This is a genomic window from Microbacterium sp. CFBP9023, from assembly GCF_034045055.1.
GTDB lineage: Bacteria > Actinomycetota > Actinomycetes > Actinomycetales > Microbacteriaceae > Microbacterium.
Window position 1 is genome coordinate 483,794 of sequence record NZ_JAXCWI010000002.1, and the last position, 18,432, is coordinate 502,225.

General features: G+C 67.9%; 11 protein-coding genes and 1 pseudogene. 5 read left to right on the forward strand and 7 right to left on the reverse strand.

The features are described 5' to 3' along the window. The first annotated feature begins 34 nt into the window (after nt 1–34). Nucleotides 35–2,368, forward strand: a complete 2,334-nt coding sequence (locus SOM10_RS12890; RefSeq protein ID WP_320490348.1) for a glycosyltransferase — start codon at nt 35–37, stop codon at nt 2,366–2,368. Between the two features lie 15 nt (nt 2,369–2,383). On the opposite strand, the gene SOM10_RS12895 is transcribed toward SOM10_RS12890, so the two are convergent. Further along, on the reverse strand, nt 2,384–3,433 hold the full coding sequence (locus SOM10_RS12895; RefSeq protein ID WP_320490350.1) for a hypothetical protein: 1,050 nt from the start codon (nt 3,431–3,433) through the stop codon (nt 2,384–2,386). A 24-nt stretch (nt 3,434–3,457) separates the two neighbouring features. Here SOM10_RS12895 and SOM10_RS12900 point away from each other — a divergent pair, with 24 nt between their 5' ends. From SOM10_RS12900 to SOM10_RS12910, 3 genes are read left to right on the forward strand one after another with little or no spacing between them, the layout of a single operon-like run. Then, the gene (locus SOM10_RS12900) at nt 3,458–4,504 is read left to right on the forward strand and encodes a hypothetical protein (protein WP_320490352.1); all 1,047 of its coding nucleotides are present in this window, start codon (nt 3,458–3,460) and stop codon (nt 4,502–4,504) included. A gap of 15 nt (nt 4,505–4,519) precedes the next feature. After that, nucleotides 4,520–6,865, forward strand: coding sequence for a glycosyltransferase (locus SOM10_RS12905; RefSeq protein ID WP_320490353.1), 2,346 nt, complete (start codon nt 4,520–4,522; stop codon nt 6,863–6,865). 11 nt (nt 6,866–6,876) lie between these two features. Then, nucleotides 6,877–9,252, forward strand: a complete 2,376-nt coding sequence (locus SOM10_RS12910; RefSeq protein WP_320490355.1) for a glycosyltransferase — start codon at nt 6,877–6,879, stop codon at nt 9,250–9,252. An 83-nt stretch (nt 9,253–9,335) separates the two neighbouring features. On the opposite strand, the gene SOM10_RS12915 is transcribed toward SOM10_RS12910, so the two are convergent. The 5 genes from SOM10_RS12915 to SOM10_RS12935 are packed head-to-tail and all read right to left on the reverse strand — an operon-like array spanning nt 9,336 to nt 16,770. Then, nucleotides 9,336–12,161 (reverse strand): glycosyltransferase family 2 protein, encoded by a 2,826-nt coding sequence (locus SOM10_RS12915; protein ID WP_320490356.1) that lies wholly within the window; start codon nt 12,159–12,161, stop codon nt 9,336–9,338. Next, complete coding sequence (locus SOM10_RS12920) at nt 12,158–13,249, reverse strand: glycosyltransferase family 4 protein (protein WP_320490357.1); 1,092 nt, start codon at nt 13,247–13,249, stop codon at nt 12,158–12,160. The genes SOM10_RS12915 and SOM10_RS12920 overlap by 4 nt, the downstream gene beginning before the upstream one ends. Further along, nucleotides 13,246–14,838, reverse strand: a complete 1,593-nt coding sequence (locus SOM10_RS12925) for a polysaccharide pyruvyl transferase family protein (RefSeq protein ID WP_320490358.1) — start codon at nt 14,836–14,838, stop codon at nt 13,246–13,248. Before SOM10_RS12925 ends, SOM10_RS12920 begins: the two co-directional genes overlap by 4 nt. Then, on the reverse strand, nt 14,835–15,620 hold the full coding sequence (locus SOM10_RS12930) for a hypothetical protein (RefSeq protein WP_320490359.1): 786 nt from the start codon (nt 15,618–15,620) through the stop codon (nt 14,835–14,837). Before SOM10_RS12930 ends, SOM10_RS12925 begins: the two co-directional genes overlap by 4 nt. A 4-nt stretch (nt 15,621–15,624) precedes the next feature. Further along, nucleotides 15,625–16,770 carry a GSCFA domain-containing protein gene (locus tag SOM10_RS12935; protein WP_320490360.1) on the reverse strand — a complete coding sequence of 382 codons (1,146 nt, stop codon included), beginning with the start codon at nt 16,768–16,770 and terminating at the stop codon, nt 15,625–15,627. A 158-nt stretch (nt 16,771–16,928) separates the two neighbouring features. Between SOM10_RS12935 and SOM10_RS17945 the strand changes: the two genes are divergently transcribed. Then, nucleotides 16,929–17,030 (forward strand): hypothetical protein, encoded by a 102-nt coding sequence (locus SOM10_RS17945; protein ID WP_350223955.1) that lies wholly within the window; start codon nt 16,929–16,931, stop codon nt 17,028–17,030. 71 nt (nt 17,031–17,101) lie between these two features. Here the strand turns inward: SOM10_RS17945 and SOM10_RS12940 are convergent. Beyond that, nucleotides 17,102–18,373, reverse strand: a pseudogene (locus SOM10_RS12940) (polysaccharide pyruvyl transferase family protein); the annotation flags it as partial. Nucleotides 18,374–18,432: the final 59 nt, after the last annotated feature.

Below are 18,432 nucleotides of genomic sequence, written 5' to 3' on the forward strand. Positions count from 1 at the left end.
AGGCTATCCCGGCCCGCGGATAGACTCGTGCGCGATGACACCGCGCCCCCTGCTCTCCATCGTCATACCGGTCTCGGGTGACGACGCGACTGTCGCGACGGCTCTCGAGAGCGCCCTCGCGCAGAGCCTCGTCGACATCGAGATCATCTGCGTCGATGACGCCTCGACCGACGGCACTGCCGGCGTGCTCGAGCGATTCCGGCTGCGGGACCCGCGAGTGCGCGTCGTGCGCCACGAACGCAACCTGTCGGCCTTCCAGGCTCGCCGCACGGGGATCCTCGCGGCGAGCGCCGATCGCGTGATGTTCCTCGACGGCGACGACGAGCTGACCCCGGATGCCGCCGCGGTCGCGGTCGCGAAGGCCGAGGAGACGGACGCGGACATCGTCGGGTTCGGTGTCACGGTGATCGAGCGCGACGGCCGCACCGGCAGCCCGTACGAGGTGCGCCTGCAGCCGCCCCAGCATCCGCTCGCCGGCGATGACGTGCTGCGCGCCCTCTTCCCGGTGGGGAAGCCTGCTCAGGGTCAGCTCTGGCGATTCCTCTTCCGAACGAGCGTGCTGCGCGAGGCGTACTCCCTCGTCCCCGACGACCTCGTGCTCCCGCGCATCAACGACCTGCCGCTTCTCTTCCTCGTGGCGATACTCGCCGAGAGCTACGCGGCGGTCCCCGACAAGCTGTACCGCTATCACTTCGGTCGCGGTGGCAGTGGGCACCGGGTCGACACCCTCGAACGGGCGCGGTTCTACACGGGGGCGATCCGCTCGGTCGACGCGATCGGATCGGCTGTCGAGGCACTCGCAACCGCACATGCCGATCCGACCCTCGTCCGCGACACCTACGCGTCGGTGCGCTTCTCGATCATCGGATACGTGTGCTTCCAGCTGGTCGAGCACAGCGACGAGGGCATGCTCGACGGCGCTCTCGCACATCTGCACACGGTCGTCAGCGGCCCGGACATCATCCATGCCGCTGCGCGGTTCTATCCGGCGACTCTCAAGGCTCTCAGGTTCCACACGACGTGGCAGGGGCTGCCTGACCGGCCCGCACGCAGCATCCTGCTCGTGACGTCGACCCTCCGTACCGGCGGCGTGTCGGCCGTGCTCACCTCGCAGGCGCGCTATCTGCATGAGGCGGGCTACCGGGTGACCGTCGTCGCCCGCAACGGCGGCAGCGACGCGACCGTTCTTCCCGCCGGCATCCCGTTCGTCGAGCTGACCTCACGTCAACTGCCCGCCCAGCTCACGCAGTGGGCCGAGATCTGTCGCGCCCACGAGGTCGACGTGGTCATCGACCACCAACTGCTCTACACCGACACCTGGCCCGAGTTCGCGCTCGTGGCACGAGCCGAGGGCGCGGCGACGATCGGCTGGCTGCACAACTTCGTCGCTCGACCGGTCTACGACGGCAACGATCGGCTCACCCTGATCGAGCGCTGCAGTCCGACGCTCGCTCAGCTCATCACGCTGTCACCGCTCGACGTCGCCTACTTCCGCCTGCGCGGCATCGAGAACGTGGCGTACCTGCCGAACCCGCCCTCGCCGTTGATGCTCGAGTCGGCGGCTCGCACAGGTGCGAAGACGCCGCCGTCCGACCGTCTCGAGCTGGTGTGGTGGGGGCGACTCGAGCAGCGGACCAAGCAGGTGCGGGAGCTCGTCGAGGTCGGAGTGCAGCTGCGCGCCCTCGGCGTGCCTTTCACACTGCGGATCGTCGGCCCGGACTGGGATGACGTCACCGCGAAGAAGCTCAACGCCCTCGCGCGTCGTCGCGGCGTCGGAGATGCCGTCGTCGCCGTCGGGCCTCTGCGAGGGGCTGCGCTGGTCTCGGCCATCGACTCCGCGGATGCCTTCGTCTCGACCAGCATCATCGAGGGGTATCAGCTCACGATCGCCGAAGCACAGGCCCGGGGGCTCCCGGTCTTCATGTACGAGCTCCCCTGGCTCACGCTCGTGCAGGACAACCAGGGTGTCGTCGCCGTGCCCCAGGGGGACGCCCGGGGGCTCGCCTCACGGCTCGCGGAGACGCTCGAGGACCCGGAGCGCTATCTGCAGCTGTCTCTGGCGTCGGTGGATGCCGCGAGACGCGCGCGCGACCAGGACTTCGCGCAGCTGTATCGCGAAGTGGTCACCGGCGAGCTGTCGCCGATGTACTCGCCCGAGCCGACGCTCGACGATGCCGGTCGCCTGCTCGGTCTGCTGGTGTTCTTCGCCCAGCGCGCGGATGGCCGCTCCGTCTCGTCCGCCGATTCGTCGACCTGGGGCCAGCGCGCCTGGCAGTCCGCGGCGCCACTCGGCCGCGCGACCCTGCGGCGGATCCCGGGACTCCAGCCGCTCGCGCACCGCGCGAAAGGCTGGCTCGGCGCGCGCTGAGTCTCGAAGTCAGCGTTACGCCACGGCATCCATCGCCGCGTGGATGCGCGCGGTCAGGCGGACGATGTCTTCACGGGCCGAGTGGACCGCCGGCGCGAGCGACGGCAGGTGCGACTCGAACTGCTCGGCGAACTCGCCGAGCTGTTCGTATCGACCGACGAGGTCACCGAGTCCGACGGCTGTCAGAAGGCGTGAGATCTTGTGCGGGTCGCTGCCCGAACCTATCGGGTATGCACCCTCGGTCGCACCGATGATGAGGCCGTGCGCCCGGTCGCTGATGACGGCGAGCGACTGCCGGTACACCGCGCGCACGTAGTCGTCGAGCACGTCGTGCCGCATGCTCGAGGGCATCACGTACTCACCGCCGAGAGCCTCTGCGAGCCGCACCGCTCGAGGCGCGTCGCGCGCCACCTGGGCGACGGTGACGATCCGGGTCTGAGTCGCAGCCGCGAACGCACGGACGTCCGCGAGCCACTGCTCACCGGGCCACGCCCGGTCGAAGCGCATGGTCACCGCGATGAGCGGTCGATCGCCGGCAGCAGCCCACTCGTCGACCGCTCGCCCCTCCGAGTAGGCCCAGTCCGGCGCGAAATCGCCGAATCCCGCACCGTCGCGAGAACCTCGATCGCGCCACGACATCACCGAGGCGTCGCGCATGACCGGGTCGAACACCACGCCATGCAGCGTGTCGACGTTCTTGATGCCGATGCCGGCGAAGATCAGCGCCCCGCCCGCGTCGAGCACCCGTGCGCACTCGGCCGCACGACGTGGCACCGGGAAATGCCCCGTACGCGGATTGATCTCCCCGGCGTTGAACGCGTGCACGGGGCGAGCGGCCGCGGCCTCGGCCTGGGCCCACTCCCCTCTCGCGTCATAGAACGTGAGGTCTGACGCCGGTGTGAACCCGGCCGTGAAATCACCCGTCGCCTCACCGAGATAGACGTGCACGTGCCGCCCCGCGCCTCTCAAGGCTTCGAGATAGGCGAGTCGCAGTGCGGAGTCGCCGAGGTTGTCGTCCTGCCCGCTGAGATGGGCGAACACATGCTGAGTCGGTTTCACAATCACTGCACCCCACTATATGGTGGCTCTGTGTTCTCCGTGCCCCTCCCCAGGACCGGAGCAGCGACTGAACCGGGCGCGACCGAGGCTTCCGTTCCGACGGTGCTCGTCACCTCGCGCCCGCCGCGGCATCGCGTCGACTACGTCGATGAACTCGTCGGCGACGACTCGGAGGGTCGTGCTCCGACCGGCGCCGTGCTGGAGTTCCGCACCGATCCGTTTCGGGCGCACGGCGTGGATGTGATCCACCTGACCGACATCGCGACGGTCATCGGCGGCCCCCGCACTCGCGACCGAGAGCGCACACGGCGGGCGAAGCGCTTCACGAAGATGCTCCGACGCCGAGGCATCGCCCTCGTGCGGACCGTGCGCGAGACGGAGGCGGATCGGTCGCGGTCCCGAGCGGAGGCGATCGTCGATGCGGCAGCGACGACCGTGACATCGCTCGATGCCGTGACGGCGGCGGACGGCAGAGCGACGGTCCTCATCGGCCACAGCCACCTTCGCAACCGGTTCCTCGGCTTCCCTCGGGAAGAGGCCGTCGCGGGCCGCGTGCTGATCACGGCGGTCAACACCCTGCATCCGTCGTCCCGACCGGCCGTGACCGTTTTCGGAGTCGCTGACCTGCCCGGCTGGACGCTGCGCCTCGCAGGTAAGGTGCCGATCGACCTCGAGGACTCCTACGCGCGAACGCTTGCCGACCTCACCGACACGGTGTCGCTGCGCGACGAGCTGCTCTCCGATGCAGAATGCGTCTCGGAGATCAGCCAGGCGGAGATCGTGCTCATCACAGCGCCGACGAACCACAGGTCCCAGAGCGTCCTCATGCTCGCTCTGTCGCTGGATCGGCCCGTGCTCGTCGAGGACAGCCCGCAGACGCGGGCGCTCGCTGACGAGGTCGGCCCTTCATGGGTGCGGCGCCATGCCGGTCCGCTGACCGCCCAGACACTCGAGAACGAGCTCGCCGCATTGCGAGCAGATCCGCCCACCGGTCGCCCCCGCCTCGATGCGCGCGACCCCAACCTGATCAGCGAGCAGTACTTCGCGGTGTATCGCGCCGCCGCGGCCGCGCGCTGACGCCGGACGACTCTCATGCCGACGCCTTCGACTCCTCTCGTCTCCTTCATCGTCCCCGCCGACGCAGAAGCAGACTCCGTCGCGCGCAGCCTTCGATCGTGTCTCACTCAGTCACTCGCCCAGATCGAGATCGTCTGTGTGCTCCCCGACGGAACCGGACTCGCCTCCGCAGAGGCGACCTCGGATCCGCGTGTCGTCACCATCACCCGACCTTCCGATTCCGCCCGCTCGCAGCTCCGGCGGGCGGGGGTCGAAGCCGCGACGGCGCCGTACGTGCTGCTGCTCGAGCCGGGAGACACCGTGGCTCGCGGCGCCGCGATGCGGCTTCACCGCTGCGCCGTGGAATCGCAGGCGCAGCTCGTCGGATTCGCCGTCCAGACGTCGCCCGATGACCGCAAGGGCGAGACGCACCCGGCTGAGTCGGGGCCTCTCCACGGACCCGACATCCTCCGCGCCCTCGTCCCCCGGGACACCGTCGCCGAGCTCGTGCCCTCGCGACACCTGTTCCAGACCGACCTGCTGCGACGGGCGTACGCGACGTCCGCAACCGACTCCGGCCCGCTCATGGACGACCGGGGCGCCGTGCTGCTGGCCTACGCATCCGCGGAGTCGTATGGAGCGGTCAGCACGGTCGAGTACCTGCGCCGATCGCAGCAGCGCGACATCGCCGCTGACCCGGTGCGCCTCGAACAAGCGATGCACCACGTCAGGTCGTTGCAAGCCGTCGAGCCGGCCGTCCGGGAGAAGGCCCGACACAGCGCAGACCCCGAGCCACTGCTCGACGGGTACACCACGGGCTATCTCACCGCGATCGGGGAAGCACTCGACGCCTTCGCCGCGCTGCCGCCGGAGGCGCGCGCCCACGCGCACCAGACGCTGCGATCCTGCGTCGGTGACCTCGACCTGATCGCGGCGGCCGTGACCTTCGCGCCCGACGCGATCCCCGCGCTCGTCGCGCACGGGGAACGTCTCGAACTCGGCCGCGCGCCGGTGCGGAGCGTGCTGCTGACGACCAATGTGCTGACCACCGGCGGGGTCTCGGGTGTGCTGCTCACGCAGGCGCGGTTCCTTCTCAGAGCCGGATACCGGGTGACGATCGTCACGCATCGCCCCGGGAGCGCCGAATCGCTCGTTCCCGAAGGCGCCACGCTCGTTCAGCTGACCGGCACGAGCCGACGTCAGCGCGTGACGCAGTGGGCGCAGTTCTGCCGACGCTTCGCCGTCGATGTGGTCATCGACCACCGCATCCTGTATTCGCGCGACTGGCCTTCGTTCGCGCTCGCGGCCCGCTCGGCAGGGTCGGCGACCATCGGCTGGATACACAACTTCGCAGGCCGCCCCACGTACAACGGGAACGACCTCCAGACGCTGCTCCAGACCCATCTGAGCGCGCTCGCGCACCTGGTGGTGCTCTCTCCGCTCGATGTGGCGTTCTGGAAGCTCCGCGGCATCCGTCACGTGAGCTACCTCCCGAACCCGCCGTCGCCGTTCCTCCTCGCCGTCGGCGAACCGCGCAGCGCGAAGCCGGCGCCGGCGGGTCGCCGGCTGGAGCTCGTCTGGTGGGGGCGGTTGGAAGAGCACACCAAGAAGGTCACGCAGCTGGTGGAGGTGGCCGCGGCGCTCCAGCGGCTCGGGATCGACTTCCGGCTGCGGATCGTCGGTCCGGACTGGGCCGACATGAGCGCGGATCGGCTGCGGGATCTGGCCGCGACCCGAGGCGTGGCCGACCGCGTCGAGCCCACCGGTCCTCGGCATGGATCGGATCTCCTCGAGGTGATCGATTCGTCGGACATCTTCGTCAACACGAGCATCATCGAGGGGTACCCTCTCACCCTCCCCGAGGCACAGTCGCGCGGTCTTCCGATCGCGATGTACGACCTGCCGTGGCTGTCGCTCATCCAGGACAACGCCGGCGTCGTCACCACGGCGCAGCAGGATCCGGAGTCGCTCGCCCAGGCGATCGCGGATGTCGCCGCGGATCCGGCCCGGTATGAAGCGATGTCGAGAGCCTCCGTCCTGGCCGCGACTGACGCCACCTCGTTCGACTTCGCCCAGCTCTACGAGCAGCTGCTGCATGGTGGCCTTCCAGCGGAGCTCTCTCCCGAGCCCACGCTCGACGACGGACGCAAGGTGCTCGAACTGCTCCTCTTCTTCGCCGAGCGGAGCACCCCGCCGCCACGAGCGGCGCCCTCTCGGTCGACGGCGCTCGCGCCCGCAGCACTCCGCCCTCGGTCGCAGCCGCGTACGTTCGGGGAGCGTGTCGAGCGGAAGCTGACCCCCATCGGCCACCGCGTCATCGATGCTGCTCCGTGGCTTCGACCGGCGGCGAACAAAGTCAAGCGCGTATTGCTGCGCCGATAGCGAGAGACCACATGCAAGCGACTCCCCTCGTCTCGATCGTCGTCCCCGTCTTCAACGATGCCGACGTGATCGCCACTGCTCTCGACAGCTGTCTTCGGCAGACGCTGGCAGCGATCGAGGTCATCGTGGTCGACGACGCGTCGACCGACGACACCGCCGCGATCGTCGAACGCTACAGCGCGCAGGACTCGCGCGTGCGACTCATCCGCCAGGAGCAGAACGCGTCGGCGTACCAGGCTCGTCGCGTCGGGATCTTCGCGGCGAAGGCCGATCATCTGCTGTTCCTCGACGGTGACGATGAACTCGCGGAGACGGCTGCGCAGGCAGCTCTCGAGAAGGCGACGGAGACCGGCGCTGATCTCGTGCAGTTCGGCGTCGAGGTCGTGCGTCTCGATGGGCGCACCGGGGGGCCGTTCGAGTCACGCCTGCAGCCGAAGCACCCCACTCTCACAGGCAGCGACGTCCTGCGCGGCCTCTTCCCGCTGGATCGCCCTGCCCAAGGGCAGTTGTGGCGCTACCTGTTCCGTACCCGCCTCCTCGCCGATGCCTATGCGCTCATGCCCACAGACCTGGTGCTGCCGAGGGTCAACGACCTGCCGATCTCCTTCCTCGCTGCGGCGCTGGCCGCTCGCTTCGAATCGATCCCGGACCGCCTGTACCGGTATCACTTCGGGCGAGGCGGAAGCGGCCAGAAGGTGCGTGACCTCAGCACCGCATCGTTCTACGCAGGAGCCATCCGATCCATCGATTCGATCGAGCCGGCCGTCCTCCGGGTCGCCGGCACGAGCATCGACCCTGACCTCGTGCTCTCGACCTACGCATCCGTACGACGCGCCATCATCGGATACACCACCCACTACCTGGCAGAGCACACACGTGCGGATCTGCGCGATGCGATGTTCGCCGACCTGTACACCCGGGCGTCCGCCCACGACATCGTGCAGGCGACCGCCCTGCACTGGCCGAAGGCGATCGACACGCTCGCCGCCCACGGCGACGCGATCGAGCTCGTCGCTCGACCGGTGCACAGCATCATCCTCGCAACGAACCATCTGCGCACCGGTGGAATCTCCGGCGTCGTGATCTCTCAGGCTCGGGTGCTGCACGACTCCGGCTTCCGCGTGACGGTCGTGGCCCGCGAGCCGGGCAGTGATCTCTCGAACCTTCCGGCCGGCGTCGGCTTCGCCGAGGTGTCGGCGGACACCCTGGGCGGCTCGCTCGCCCAGTGGGCCGAGATCTGCACGCAGCACGAGGTGGATCTCGTGATCGACCACCAGTGGCAGTACTCACCGTCGTGGCAGGCCTTCGCGCTCGCGGCACGCGCTGAGGGTGTCGCCACGATCGGGTGGTCGCACAACTTCGCCGGTCGATCGCTGCTGCTCGGTCTCGATCGCCTCGAATCCGCGCCGCGATACTTCGCGCTGCTCTCGCATCTCGTCGTTCTCTCGCCACTCGACGTCGCGTTCTGGAAGCTGCGAGGGATGCCGCGTGTGTCCTACCTTCCCAATCCGCCGTCGTCTAACCTGCTCTCTGCCGGAATCGCGACCGCGCCGCGGCGCCCACCTGCGGGGCGGCGCGTCGAGCTGGTCTGGTGGGGCCGCCTGCAGCAACGCACCAAGAGGGTCAGCGAGCTGATCGATGTCGCCGAGCACCTCGAGCGGATGGGCGTCGATTTCCGGCTCCGGATCATCGGCCCCGACTGGCGCGACATGACGGCGTCACGGCTGAACGGGATGGCGAAGGCGCGACGCCTCGCGCACCGCGTCGAAGCGGTGGGACCGCTTCATGGTGCCGCCCTCAGTGCCGCCATCGACTCGTCCGATCTGTTCGTGAACACCAGCATCATCGAGGGCTACCCCCTCACGATCCCGGAGGCACAGGCGCGGGGTCTCCCGGTCGCGATGTACGACCTGCCGTGGTTGGCCGTGACCGATGGAAACGGGGGCGTCGCGAAGACGGGCTGGGGGGATGCCGAGGCTCTCGCCCGACAGATCGCCGAGGTCGCCGCCGACGCCGACGTCTACACCCGCATGTCGGCGGCGTCGCTGGCCGCAGCCGAGCGAGAGCTCTCACACGATTTCGCGGTGCTGTATCGCCGGCTGGTCGAGGGCGCGCTTCCGTCCGAGCTGTCACCCGTACCGACAGTCGACGACGTCCGGCAGCTCATCGACCTCTCCATCACCTTCGCCGAGGAGCACGCGGCGAAGCGCTCCGGGCCTCAGCGCTCTCGCGGTGCGGCCGGAAGCACGCCCGGGACGCCGGCGAGGGTCGCGACGACGTGGCGGGCGCGCGCCACACGGCGTGCCGCTCCGGCAGCGAGAAGACTCATCGAGGTCGCTCCCTGGATGGGTCCGATCGCTCGAAGGATCAAGCGCACGCTCACGTGACACCCCGTCGCGAGAGTTCGATGATCGACATCACAGCGGGTCGGTGACGGCCATCGCGCCGGGTCGGTGACGGCGGTTGCCGATCAGCCGCGCTTGCCGGTGATGCGCGACGCTCGGTGACCGACCCGCTCGACGATCGAGTCCCTCACACGGATCATGGAGCGGTTCTTGCCCGCGCTGGCCGCCGTCAGGCGCTGGAACCTACCGGGGAAGAACCGGTTGGCCGCTTCTTCGATCTTCAGGGGCGACCGGCGCATCCCGAGTGAGTCCTCATACTCGAGCTCGATCACCCACACCCCTGCCCGAGGGAAGAGCTCGGGGGAGATCTCTGCCGACCAGGTGCGATCGTCGAAGTCGAAGTGGCGGATCGGGAACCGGACTCGATCCCGGTCTCGGTACTGTCGAGCGACGAGACGCGTGACTCCCCCGGGTCGCAGTCCCGTCATCGCGCCTGACAGCGTGGTCCGCGCCCCGCTTCTCAGCGTGGCGGCGATGCCGGCGGACGGAGGACTGATCGACTGCCGGGCGAGGTCGACGTCATCTGACTCGACGATGGCACCCGCGAGCCGTTCTTCCAGACTGTGGGGAACGACAGCAAGGGGGACGTTCGGATCCAGAAGACGTCTCCGCAGCACCGGCAGGGCCGGCGAGAAGGCATCGGTCCGCCATGACGGATCACTGATGAACCGGCGCATCAGGTATTTCAGTGAGAGGCTGTCGATCGTGGCCAGAGGGATCGTCGGCAGCGCCTCGGCAGCCGACAGCGCACGGATGAGCTGGTCGGCGTTCAGCGTGGATGCCGACTTCTCGGCGCGCAGCATGATCCGCGCCTCGTTGAATCGACCGTCCGCGGCGAGCGCCCAGACGACCTGGTTCTCTGCTTTCAGTCTGCGGAGCTCGTTGCGGGGCGCACGCGAGAGCAGCTTCGCGATATGTTCCGCGACCCGACGGTCCTCGGCGCGGTCGCCGGAGCGACGCTCGAGGAACTTGCCGATGTTCTGCCAGGCGTCGGCGTTGAGCACCATCGCCCAGTACTCGCGGGTCACCGGCGCCGACTCGCGTTGCTGGACCAGCGCGGCGCACGTCGCCTCTTCGCTGAAGTAGCTCACCGTGTAATCCGTCGAGCCCGCGCGCGAGGTCATGGAGCCCCCGCCCGGACGGTCTCTGTAGACGTACGCCGGCAGCGGGGACACCGCGATCGATCGCGCGCTCAAGAGGACGCTCGTCATCGCGACGATGTCGTTCGATCGCGGAACCCCGGGAAAGGGGAATGCGGTCTGCTGCCAGTGCTCGCGCCGGATGAGACGGTTCCACACCGCCCGGTGCCTGACCAGCTGGGGGTGGGTCTCGATCGTGACGTTCTCGAGAGGGAGCGCATAGGCCTGATTGAAGCCGGTGCCCGCGTCCCACGTCGAGGTCGTGAAGAACTTCAGATAGCTGCCGTTGATGACATCCGGATCCGACCTGCGCGCGAGCGACAGCAGGTGCGCGTACGCGCGTGGCGGGACGACGTCATCACCGTCGGCGAACGCGAGGTACTTTCCGCGGGCGAGCTCGATGCCGGCGTCGCGCGCCTGTCCGCCGCCCGCCCCGGGCGACCTCACCAGACGCACCCGGGGGTCCGCGCGCTGATGCGCGAGGACTCTGTCCTGAGTCCCGTCGGTCGACCCGTCGTCGACGACGATGATCTCGATCCTGACGCCCACGGAGGCCCGGATGCTCTCGAGGAGCTCGTCCACGTAGTGGACCACGTTGTAGGTGGGGATGATGACGGAGATGTCGATGGCATCGGAGTCGGTGTCGGGGTCCCCCGATGTCGCCCCGGGTCGCGACACGAATCGCTCGATGAACGCGTCCCGGAGGTCCTCCTCCCCGCGCAGCCCGAGCGGGGCCCAGGCGTCGACGAGAAGGGGGGTCGAATCGAAGCTCGGCACGTCGTCGACCCCGATGGGGCGGCCATCGGGCCGTGCGACGTCCACCAGGGCAGCATGGCCCATCGCGATCAGCGCGAGCTGCCAGCGCTTCCAGATCGTCAGATTCGACAACGAGGTCGTCGAGAGGTCTCGCGCGAGATCGTTGACGAGCTCCTTCGCATCGGGTCGTTCCTGACCGGCGGCGAGGAGATCGAGCGCTTTCGGGTTCAGCACGTCACGGGAGATCACCTCGCGGGCATACGACTGGCGCACTGCCAGCGGAGCAGCGGCGAGCGCAGCCCAGATGCGAGATTCGTCCGTGACCCAGCGCGAGGACATCGGTGCAGCCGGGCTCTTGCTCGGACGTTCCCGGCAGAAGACGACGGAACGCGAGACGATATCGACGCGGCCCGCAGCCAGATACAGCCGGGCTACGAGAAGCTCCTCGAGCCACGGATCCTCCGCGTGCACGAGCGAACGGATCAGATCGCGCCGCATCACCTTGCCGCACAGGATGTCATCCGAGACCAGGCCGGGCCGGTCCTCCAGCAGGATGCTCGTCGCGTCCGTGTCGAGCGCGCCGTCGACTGCACGACCGATCCGGTAGCGGTGCTTGGCGATCGACTCCGCGGTTCCGACAGCCATGTCCGATCCGGACGACTGCAGGCTGGCGACCAAGGCTCGGTAGCCGCCCCGGATCGAGAGCCCGTCGGCATCCGCGACCGTCACCCAGGAGGCTGAGCAGCGCTCGAGAGCGGCGGCGAGCGCTGCGCTTCGCCCGCGTGCGCTGTCCGCGTCGATCACGTGAACACGCGCATCAGAGCGCGCCGCCGTGCGCACGACCGAGGCGACGTCCGGGCTGCTACGCCCGTCGACGACGACGACGACGTCCAGGGTCGGGGAATCCTCTCGCAGGGTCGACCACAGGAGGTCGCTCACATGCATGGGCGATTCGGGGAAGATGACGACCACGCTCAGATCAGCGACCTCGTTCATGGCACCTCCGTGGTCTGCGTGGAAGAGTCGGTCAGGTCCTCGATGATCGACACATAGTCCCAGGCCATGTGCAGCGTCGAGTATTCGGATGCGAATCGCGTCGCCGCAGCTCGCACGTCCTCCCTCACGGGGAAGGCAGCCGCGATCGTGTCCGCCAGGGCAGACACGGGATCGCGCCGGGTGTCGTAGAAGGTCACCCACGGCTGCGCGCCGTACTCCGCGATGAGATGAGGCTCGGCGGGCAGGATGCACGGTCGCGCGAACGTCGCCGAGAGCAGGACGCTGCCGGAGTTGAGCACGCGCTCATAGGGGAAGACCAGCACGTCGCACGCCGCGAACCACGCCGAGATGTTCGCGTCGCTGATGAACGAGTGCCGTCGCACGGTCGGCACGCCCGTCGGCAGCTCCCGTTCGATCAGAGCGATCTCCTCGGGTGCCGTCTTCCCGGCGAGCACCAGAACGAGATCGTCGACGTGGGATGACGCCTTCCCCACCGCGCGCAGCAGGGTCGGGATGCCCTTGTATCCGCGGATCTGCCCGACGAATCCGACCACCGATGCGGACGACGGTATCCCGAGAAGCTCACGAGCCTGGTCCTGGGAGGGCGGGTCGGAGTAGATACCCGCATAGCTGGCGTGCCTCAGGGTGACGATCTTCTCGGGTGGGAGATCGTAGAACTCCGAGACGGCCTCGCTGGTGCTGGCGTTCAGCTGGATGATCCGATCGGTGCGCTCCGCGAGGAGGCGCGCCAGCTTGACCTCCAGGTCCGGATACGGGGTGTTGTGAGCCAGCGTGTTGTGGACGGTCCAGATGATCCGCACGCCCGCCTTGCGCAGCCTCAGGAGGATCCCCGCGAAGCGCTTGAGGGAGCGCTCTGCGATGTCACGAGTGCCGTCCGAGTTCACGATGGGACTCGTCCAGTGGATGTGGAAGATGTCGCCGTCCGTCAGGCCGGGCAGAGCGTCGACCAGCGTCTCGATGGTCTTGGACCCCTCGACGCGCCATCCTTCCGAGCGTGCCCCGACATAGAGCATGTTCAGATACGGATTCTGCGCCCAGGCGGGGAAGACGTGGATTTTTCCGCTCACGCTGTGAATGTCCCATTCTGAAGACTGATGTCGGCACCGGCTTCCCGCCACGGCACGGAGTCCGCGAGCGACCGGTACCCCACGAGGGTGCTCTGGTCCTGGGTCCCCCGCATGACGGGGATCTGCGAGGATGACCCGTCCGCGTGGGTCACGCGGACGATGACCGAATCGATCTCGACCTCCGAGCCCATGGCGACGGATGCGGTGAGGTCGATCGACCATTGGCGGTGGTACATCGCGAAGACGGGCAGGTCGGCGGTGCTCTCCCTGCCGGCGTCATCCTGACAGACCACCTCGATGGCGGACACCTCGTTGGTGGGGGTCCCCACGCGCAGGGCTATCGAGAGGACGTGCAGCCCCTCAGCCGAGCGCACAGCTCGCATCAGCGCGTGCGGCCCTTCGCGCTCGAGCCAGAGTGCGCGGAGGAATCTGTCGGGGTCCCCTCCGTCGAGCGCCGCGAGCAGGCCTGCATCGGCCGTCGACAGGTCCGTGTGCTCGAGTCCGGGCACCAGCGCGAGTCGGTATGCGTGCGCTTCCGCGAAGCTGCCGTCGAATGCACGACGAGACACGGAGCGGACCGTCCCGTCATCGCCCTCGATCAGGGCGCGGCCCGCCTCGACGACATGAGGGAACACCTCCTGCACGAAGTGGTCACGGCTCCCGGATTCGTCGGGTCCCGACGCGACACCCACGTCGGCCCACGCCGCGAGAATGACGTCACGGTCGTCGAAGACGGCGGGTCGCGCTGACGACGATGCACGACCCCACAGGTCGTGTGGGAATGCGGAGAGCAGGGCGTCGAGGTCGACGTCCGGCGCCGTGTGTCCGCCGAGGTCGATGGCAGCGGAGATGTCCCCCGAGATCCTCGTGAGCGGCCGACCGGTTCCCGCCAGATAGTCGCGGTACTTGAGTGCTCCCTCGGCGGCGGACACCACGAAGCGGGCCGGGATGCCGAGCGAATCCGCGATCGCGATGGCGTGCAGCGAACTCCCCACGACGAAGCCGCTCCCGGCGATCGTCCGGAGCACTGCGTTCAACGGCGCTCTCGGATCGAGCACTGTGTAGCCGAGCGAGGTCGCGGTCTGCGACATCTCTTCGAAGTCGTTGAGGTTCGGGGCGATGAGCATCCCGCCCGCTCCGGTACGGCCCCAGCTTCTCAGCTCCGGCATGAACCGCGGGAGCAGAAGCGCAGGATCGCCGAACACGGCCGGCACCCTGCCCCCCTTGGCCGTGATGAGACGGGCGGAGTGGGGACCCCGAACGCTGCGGATGTCGAGCGTCTCGAAGTGGGGCGGCAGCTTGGATGCGAGTTTGAAGTTCACCCCGGTGCCCCAGACGACCGCGCCCTCCGGTGCGAAGTGAAGCACCGAACCGATCGTGATCAGCACCGGTGCCTCGGAGGACCCCGTCGAAGACGCCCTCATGCTCAGGTCACCGAGTATCCGCTCCACCAGCAGAGGTCCGAGCAGATCTCCGAAGTTGTTGACCAGACGGCCGCCGGGTTCGCCCTCGGCCGTTCGCAGCGGGTTCCACGAGAGGACGTCGATGCCTCCGAGACGGGTCAGCAGAGCTCCGCTCGTGGCTGTCACGATCCTGCCTTCATCGGGTCGCCACTCGCCGGCGATTGGCCCGGCTCACCGAGCCAATCGTAGAATCCGGTCGCGAGGGCGGCAGCGAAAGACCTGTTCATGTGGTAGAAATCTCCACGGGAATAGAACGAATCGGCTCCGGTGTCGGAGGGATCGCCCATCGCGTAGACGTTCTCGGTGAAACCGTCGGCGGTGAGAGTCTGGCCGGGCTGCGAGAACACCCGCACACCCTCGTCCTCGAGCCGACGCACCTGTCGCGCGAAGTCCGAGCGCACTCTGTTCCAGTCGCCGCTCGACGCCAGGCGCCCGTACAGTGCGAACTTCTCGCCGTCTCTCGAAGACACCCACTCCGCGGGAGCAGGTTGCGGAATCACGATCACCTGCGCGGCTCCGACGTCCACCAGCAGTCGGGTGAGGCGCGCCATGAAGATCTGGTCGAACGCCGCATCGACATACGCGTTCCAGACCGCGTCGCTGAGCGACGGCACTCCGTAGTCTCCGACGGCGTCGACGGGAGCGAAGCTCTGCCACAGCTTGACCATCTGGACCAAGGAGAAGTTGAGGCCGACCGCGACGACGGCGTCGGCGCGTCGCACATCGATCTCCGCGCCGTATCGCGGCGGATCCTCCAGCTTGATGAAAGGGAGCTCGACCGTGCCCGAGTCGCTGACGACGACCGCATCGACAGTCCCGTACGTTCGCGAGATGAAGTGCGCGACATCTCGATCGCCTCGCGCCTTCGTCAGCGCGGGCGCGATGGTTCCCAGGTGGGAGTTCCCCACGAATTCAATCCTCATCGGCGAAAGCCTCCAGAATCGCTTCCTCGCAGAAGACGCGCTCGTCGACGGCCTCATAGTCGGCCGACTTCGGATTCCGGCCGGCGGCCTCGGGGGATGCCGGAGGGACGACCGGGTGTCCGGCATCTGCATCCGCGTCCGCCTCGGCGCCTCGCGCCACATGCTCGGACAGGAAGTAGGCCATCACCTTCTCGACAGTCTCGGGCCGCACGTTTCGCCCGGTCTCGTCGAACGGCTCATTGCCGGGCGCGTGGGAGGTGACGATCTCGTAGGACGGGAAGTAGTCGATGTCATCGAATTCCGATGCCAGCATCCCCGCCGCTGCACGCAGTACGGCTTTGGAGTAGGTGGTGGCGACCAGGACGTTGTCGTCGGTTGCGGTCGCGGCGAGCGGGACGGGCGACACCGTCAGCAGGAACTTGATGCCGGGGTTCACGGTCCGCACGAGGGTGCGGAACTCGGTGAAGTCCTGCACGATCTCGGAGACGGTGAAATTGTGGAACCGGTAACGGTCAGGATCGTAATCGCCCGCGATGGTGCCGGGAGCGGTCGGGTAGATCGTTCCGGATCGGACATCCTCCCATCCCTCCGTGAGCCCCAGCGTGAAGACGAGGACATCGGAGTCCGTGAGGACCGATCTCACTGCGACGATGTGCTCGGCGCGCTGTCGTTCCACGTGTGCAGCACTGGCGAGGCCCTCGGGCTCGACGGCAGGACGGAGTGCGTCGAACCAGCGATCGCCCCGCTGCCAGGCGATGTCCTCGCGCACGGAGCCGGAGAACGCCTCCTGGGCGAGCTGCAGCAGTTGCCGGACGAAGTAGATGTTGCCGTAGCGGGCGGAGTAGACGCCGTAGCCGTGCTCTCGCAGCAGTTCGACGTCGACGTTGCCGGGTCCTGGCTCGGCGTCCACGACGTTGTAGCCGGCCCCGCGCAGGTACCGGGAGATGTGCTGTGCGAAACAGCTGCCCGCGGTAGCCACGGAGGAGCTCGGATCGATCTCGAACTTCTTCGTGTAGATGCCCTGCAGGTCGGTGACATCTCGACCCGAGATGGACTTCTTCCAGAAAGTACGACCAGGCCGCCCCCGGTAGGGCGATCGCGCGACCGGTGTGCCTGACTGTGATTCGGTGCTCATCTGATATCCATCTCCCCCGATATCCTCTACTGCCATTTCGCTCGGCCCAGGGCCGACGTCGGGACGGACCCGACCTTCGATCCTGGGCCGTGCGCGCCTCATGTCACGCGGAGCCGGAGTGCTCGACTTCCTCGATCAGCTGGTCACGGAGACGGTTCATGAAGGCCGTGGACCTCTCGCGCAGCATAGCCACCTGCTGCGGATCGATCGGAGCGGGGCCCGTCTCACCGAAGATCTCGATCAGCTTGTCGGAGTGGTGAGCCGCGACGAGCTCGCTCCGCCCGATGCGCTCCATGAACGCGCGGTTCTTGTTCGTGGGCACCAGGACGATCGACGGCACGCCGTACATGGTCGCGACGACTGTCCCGTGGAACTTCATGCTCGCGAGCACGGTGCACTCGCCGATCGCGCGGGTCAGGACGTCGAGGTCCTCGGAGTGCACGACCTCCTTGTCCTCGACCTGAAGCGCCGGAGCGTTCGCGAAGTCGCGCTCGCCCACCGAACCCGTGCCGAGGATGATGTGACGAATGCGGAATCCACGTCGCTTCGCGTGTGCGGCCAGCTCTTCGAGCTTCGTGTAGTCGTCAGGCGTGTCGACGCGGCGCTGGCGCGTGACGATTCCGAGAATGGGCTGCCCTGCGGGCTTCGTCACCTCCGGCAGGTCGAGCGAGCAGACGATGTCCGGCTCACTCGTCACCGGTGCGGTGGGCTCGAGCTTCTCGCGGATCCAGTTCGCACCGAAATCGTCGCGCATCCCGATCAGCTGAACGTTCTCGTGGCCGAAGAAGCTCCGCAGACGGTTGATGATGTGCGGCTTCTCCTTGTGCTTCTCGGAGCCGTGATAGATCGGCACTCCCACTCCGGCCACGTAGAACGGCTTCTGGAGGTAGGTGCGATCGAAGTAGCGCGGGTCGGTGTTCCACTGCTGGACGAGATCGCCGCCGCCCATCACGATGGCATCGACCTCAGCGACCTTCTCCTCCACGGGACGGCTGAAGTAGGGCTGGCGCTCGAGGTCAGGGATGATCTGGATGTCGAACGTCGGAGCGAGGAACTGCTGGAAGACATCGACGAACAGCTCATCACCGTAGTTGCCGTGACCGAAGAATCCGACGAGTCCGATCGACTTCTTGGTCGCCGGGGTCTGGGCACTGATCTGCTTCGTGGCGACAGGGGCCGGCGCGGTGACGGCCTTCGCTGTCCGCTGCTCGCTCGCTTTAGGGAGCGCGGGCGCGGCGGACGCGACCTGCTTCTCGAGAGACTCGCGCAGCGCGGCGAGCTCGCTGTGCACGCCGGCCACCTCCGACTTCACAGCTGAGAGTTCCCTCCGGCTGAGTGAGATGTCGGAGACGAGACCTCGTGCGACGTCCGCCGTCTGATCCGCTGCGGTGCGGGCCGAGCGGGAGAGCTGACCCAACCGGCGGATGGCGCCTCGTCGACTGGCGAACTGAAGCTGGGCGAACACACCGATCAGTGCGGCCAGGATGGCGACCACGGCGACCGCCCAGTCGGTCAACCCCACGAGCGCGAGGGTGGCGGCGATGCTGCCCCCCACGAGGAACACGGCGGCAGACGCGATATCGCGACCCGTGTAGCGGGACATAAAACTCCTTCAGAGCCCACGGGCGCGGGCCAGCAACTTCGATCGACGGTCAGGGGGTG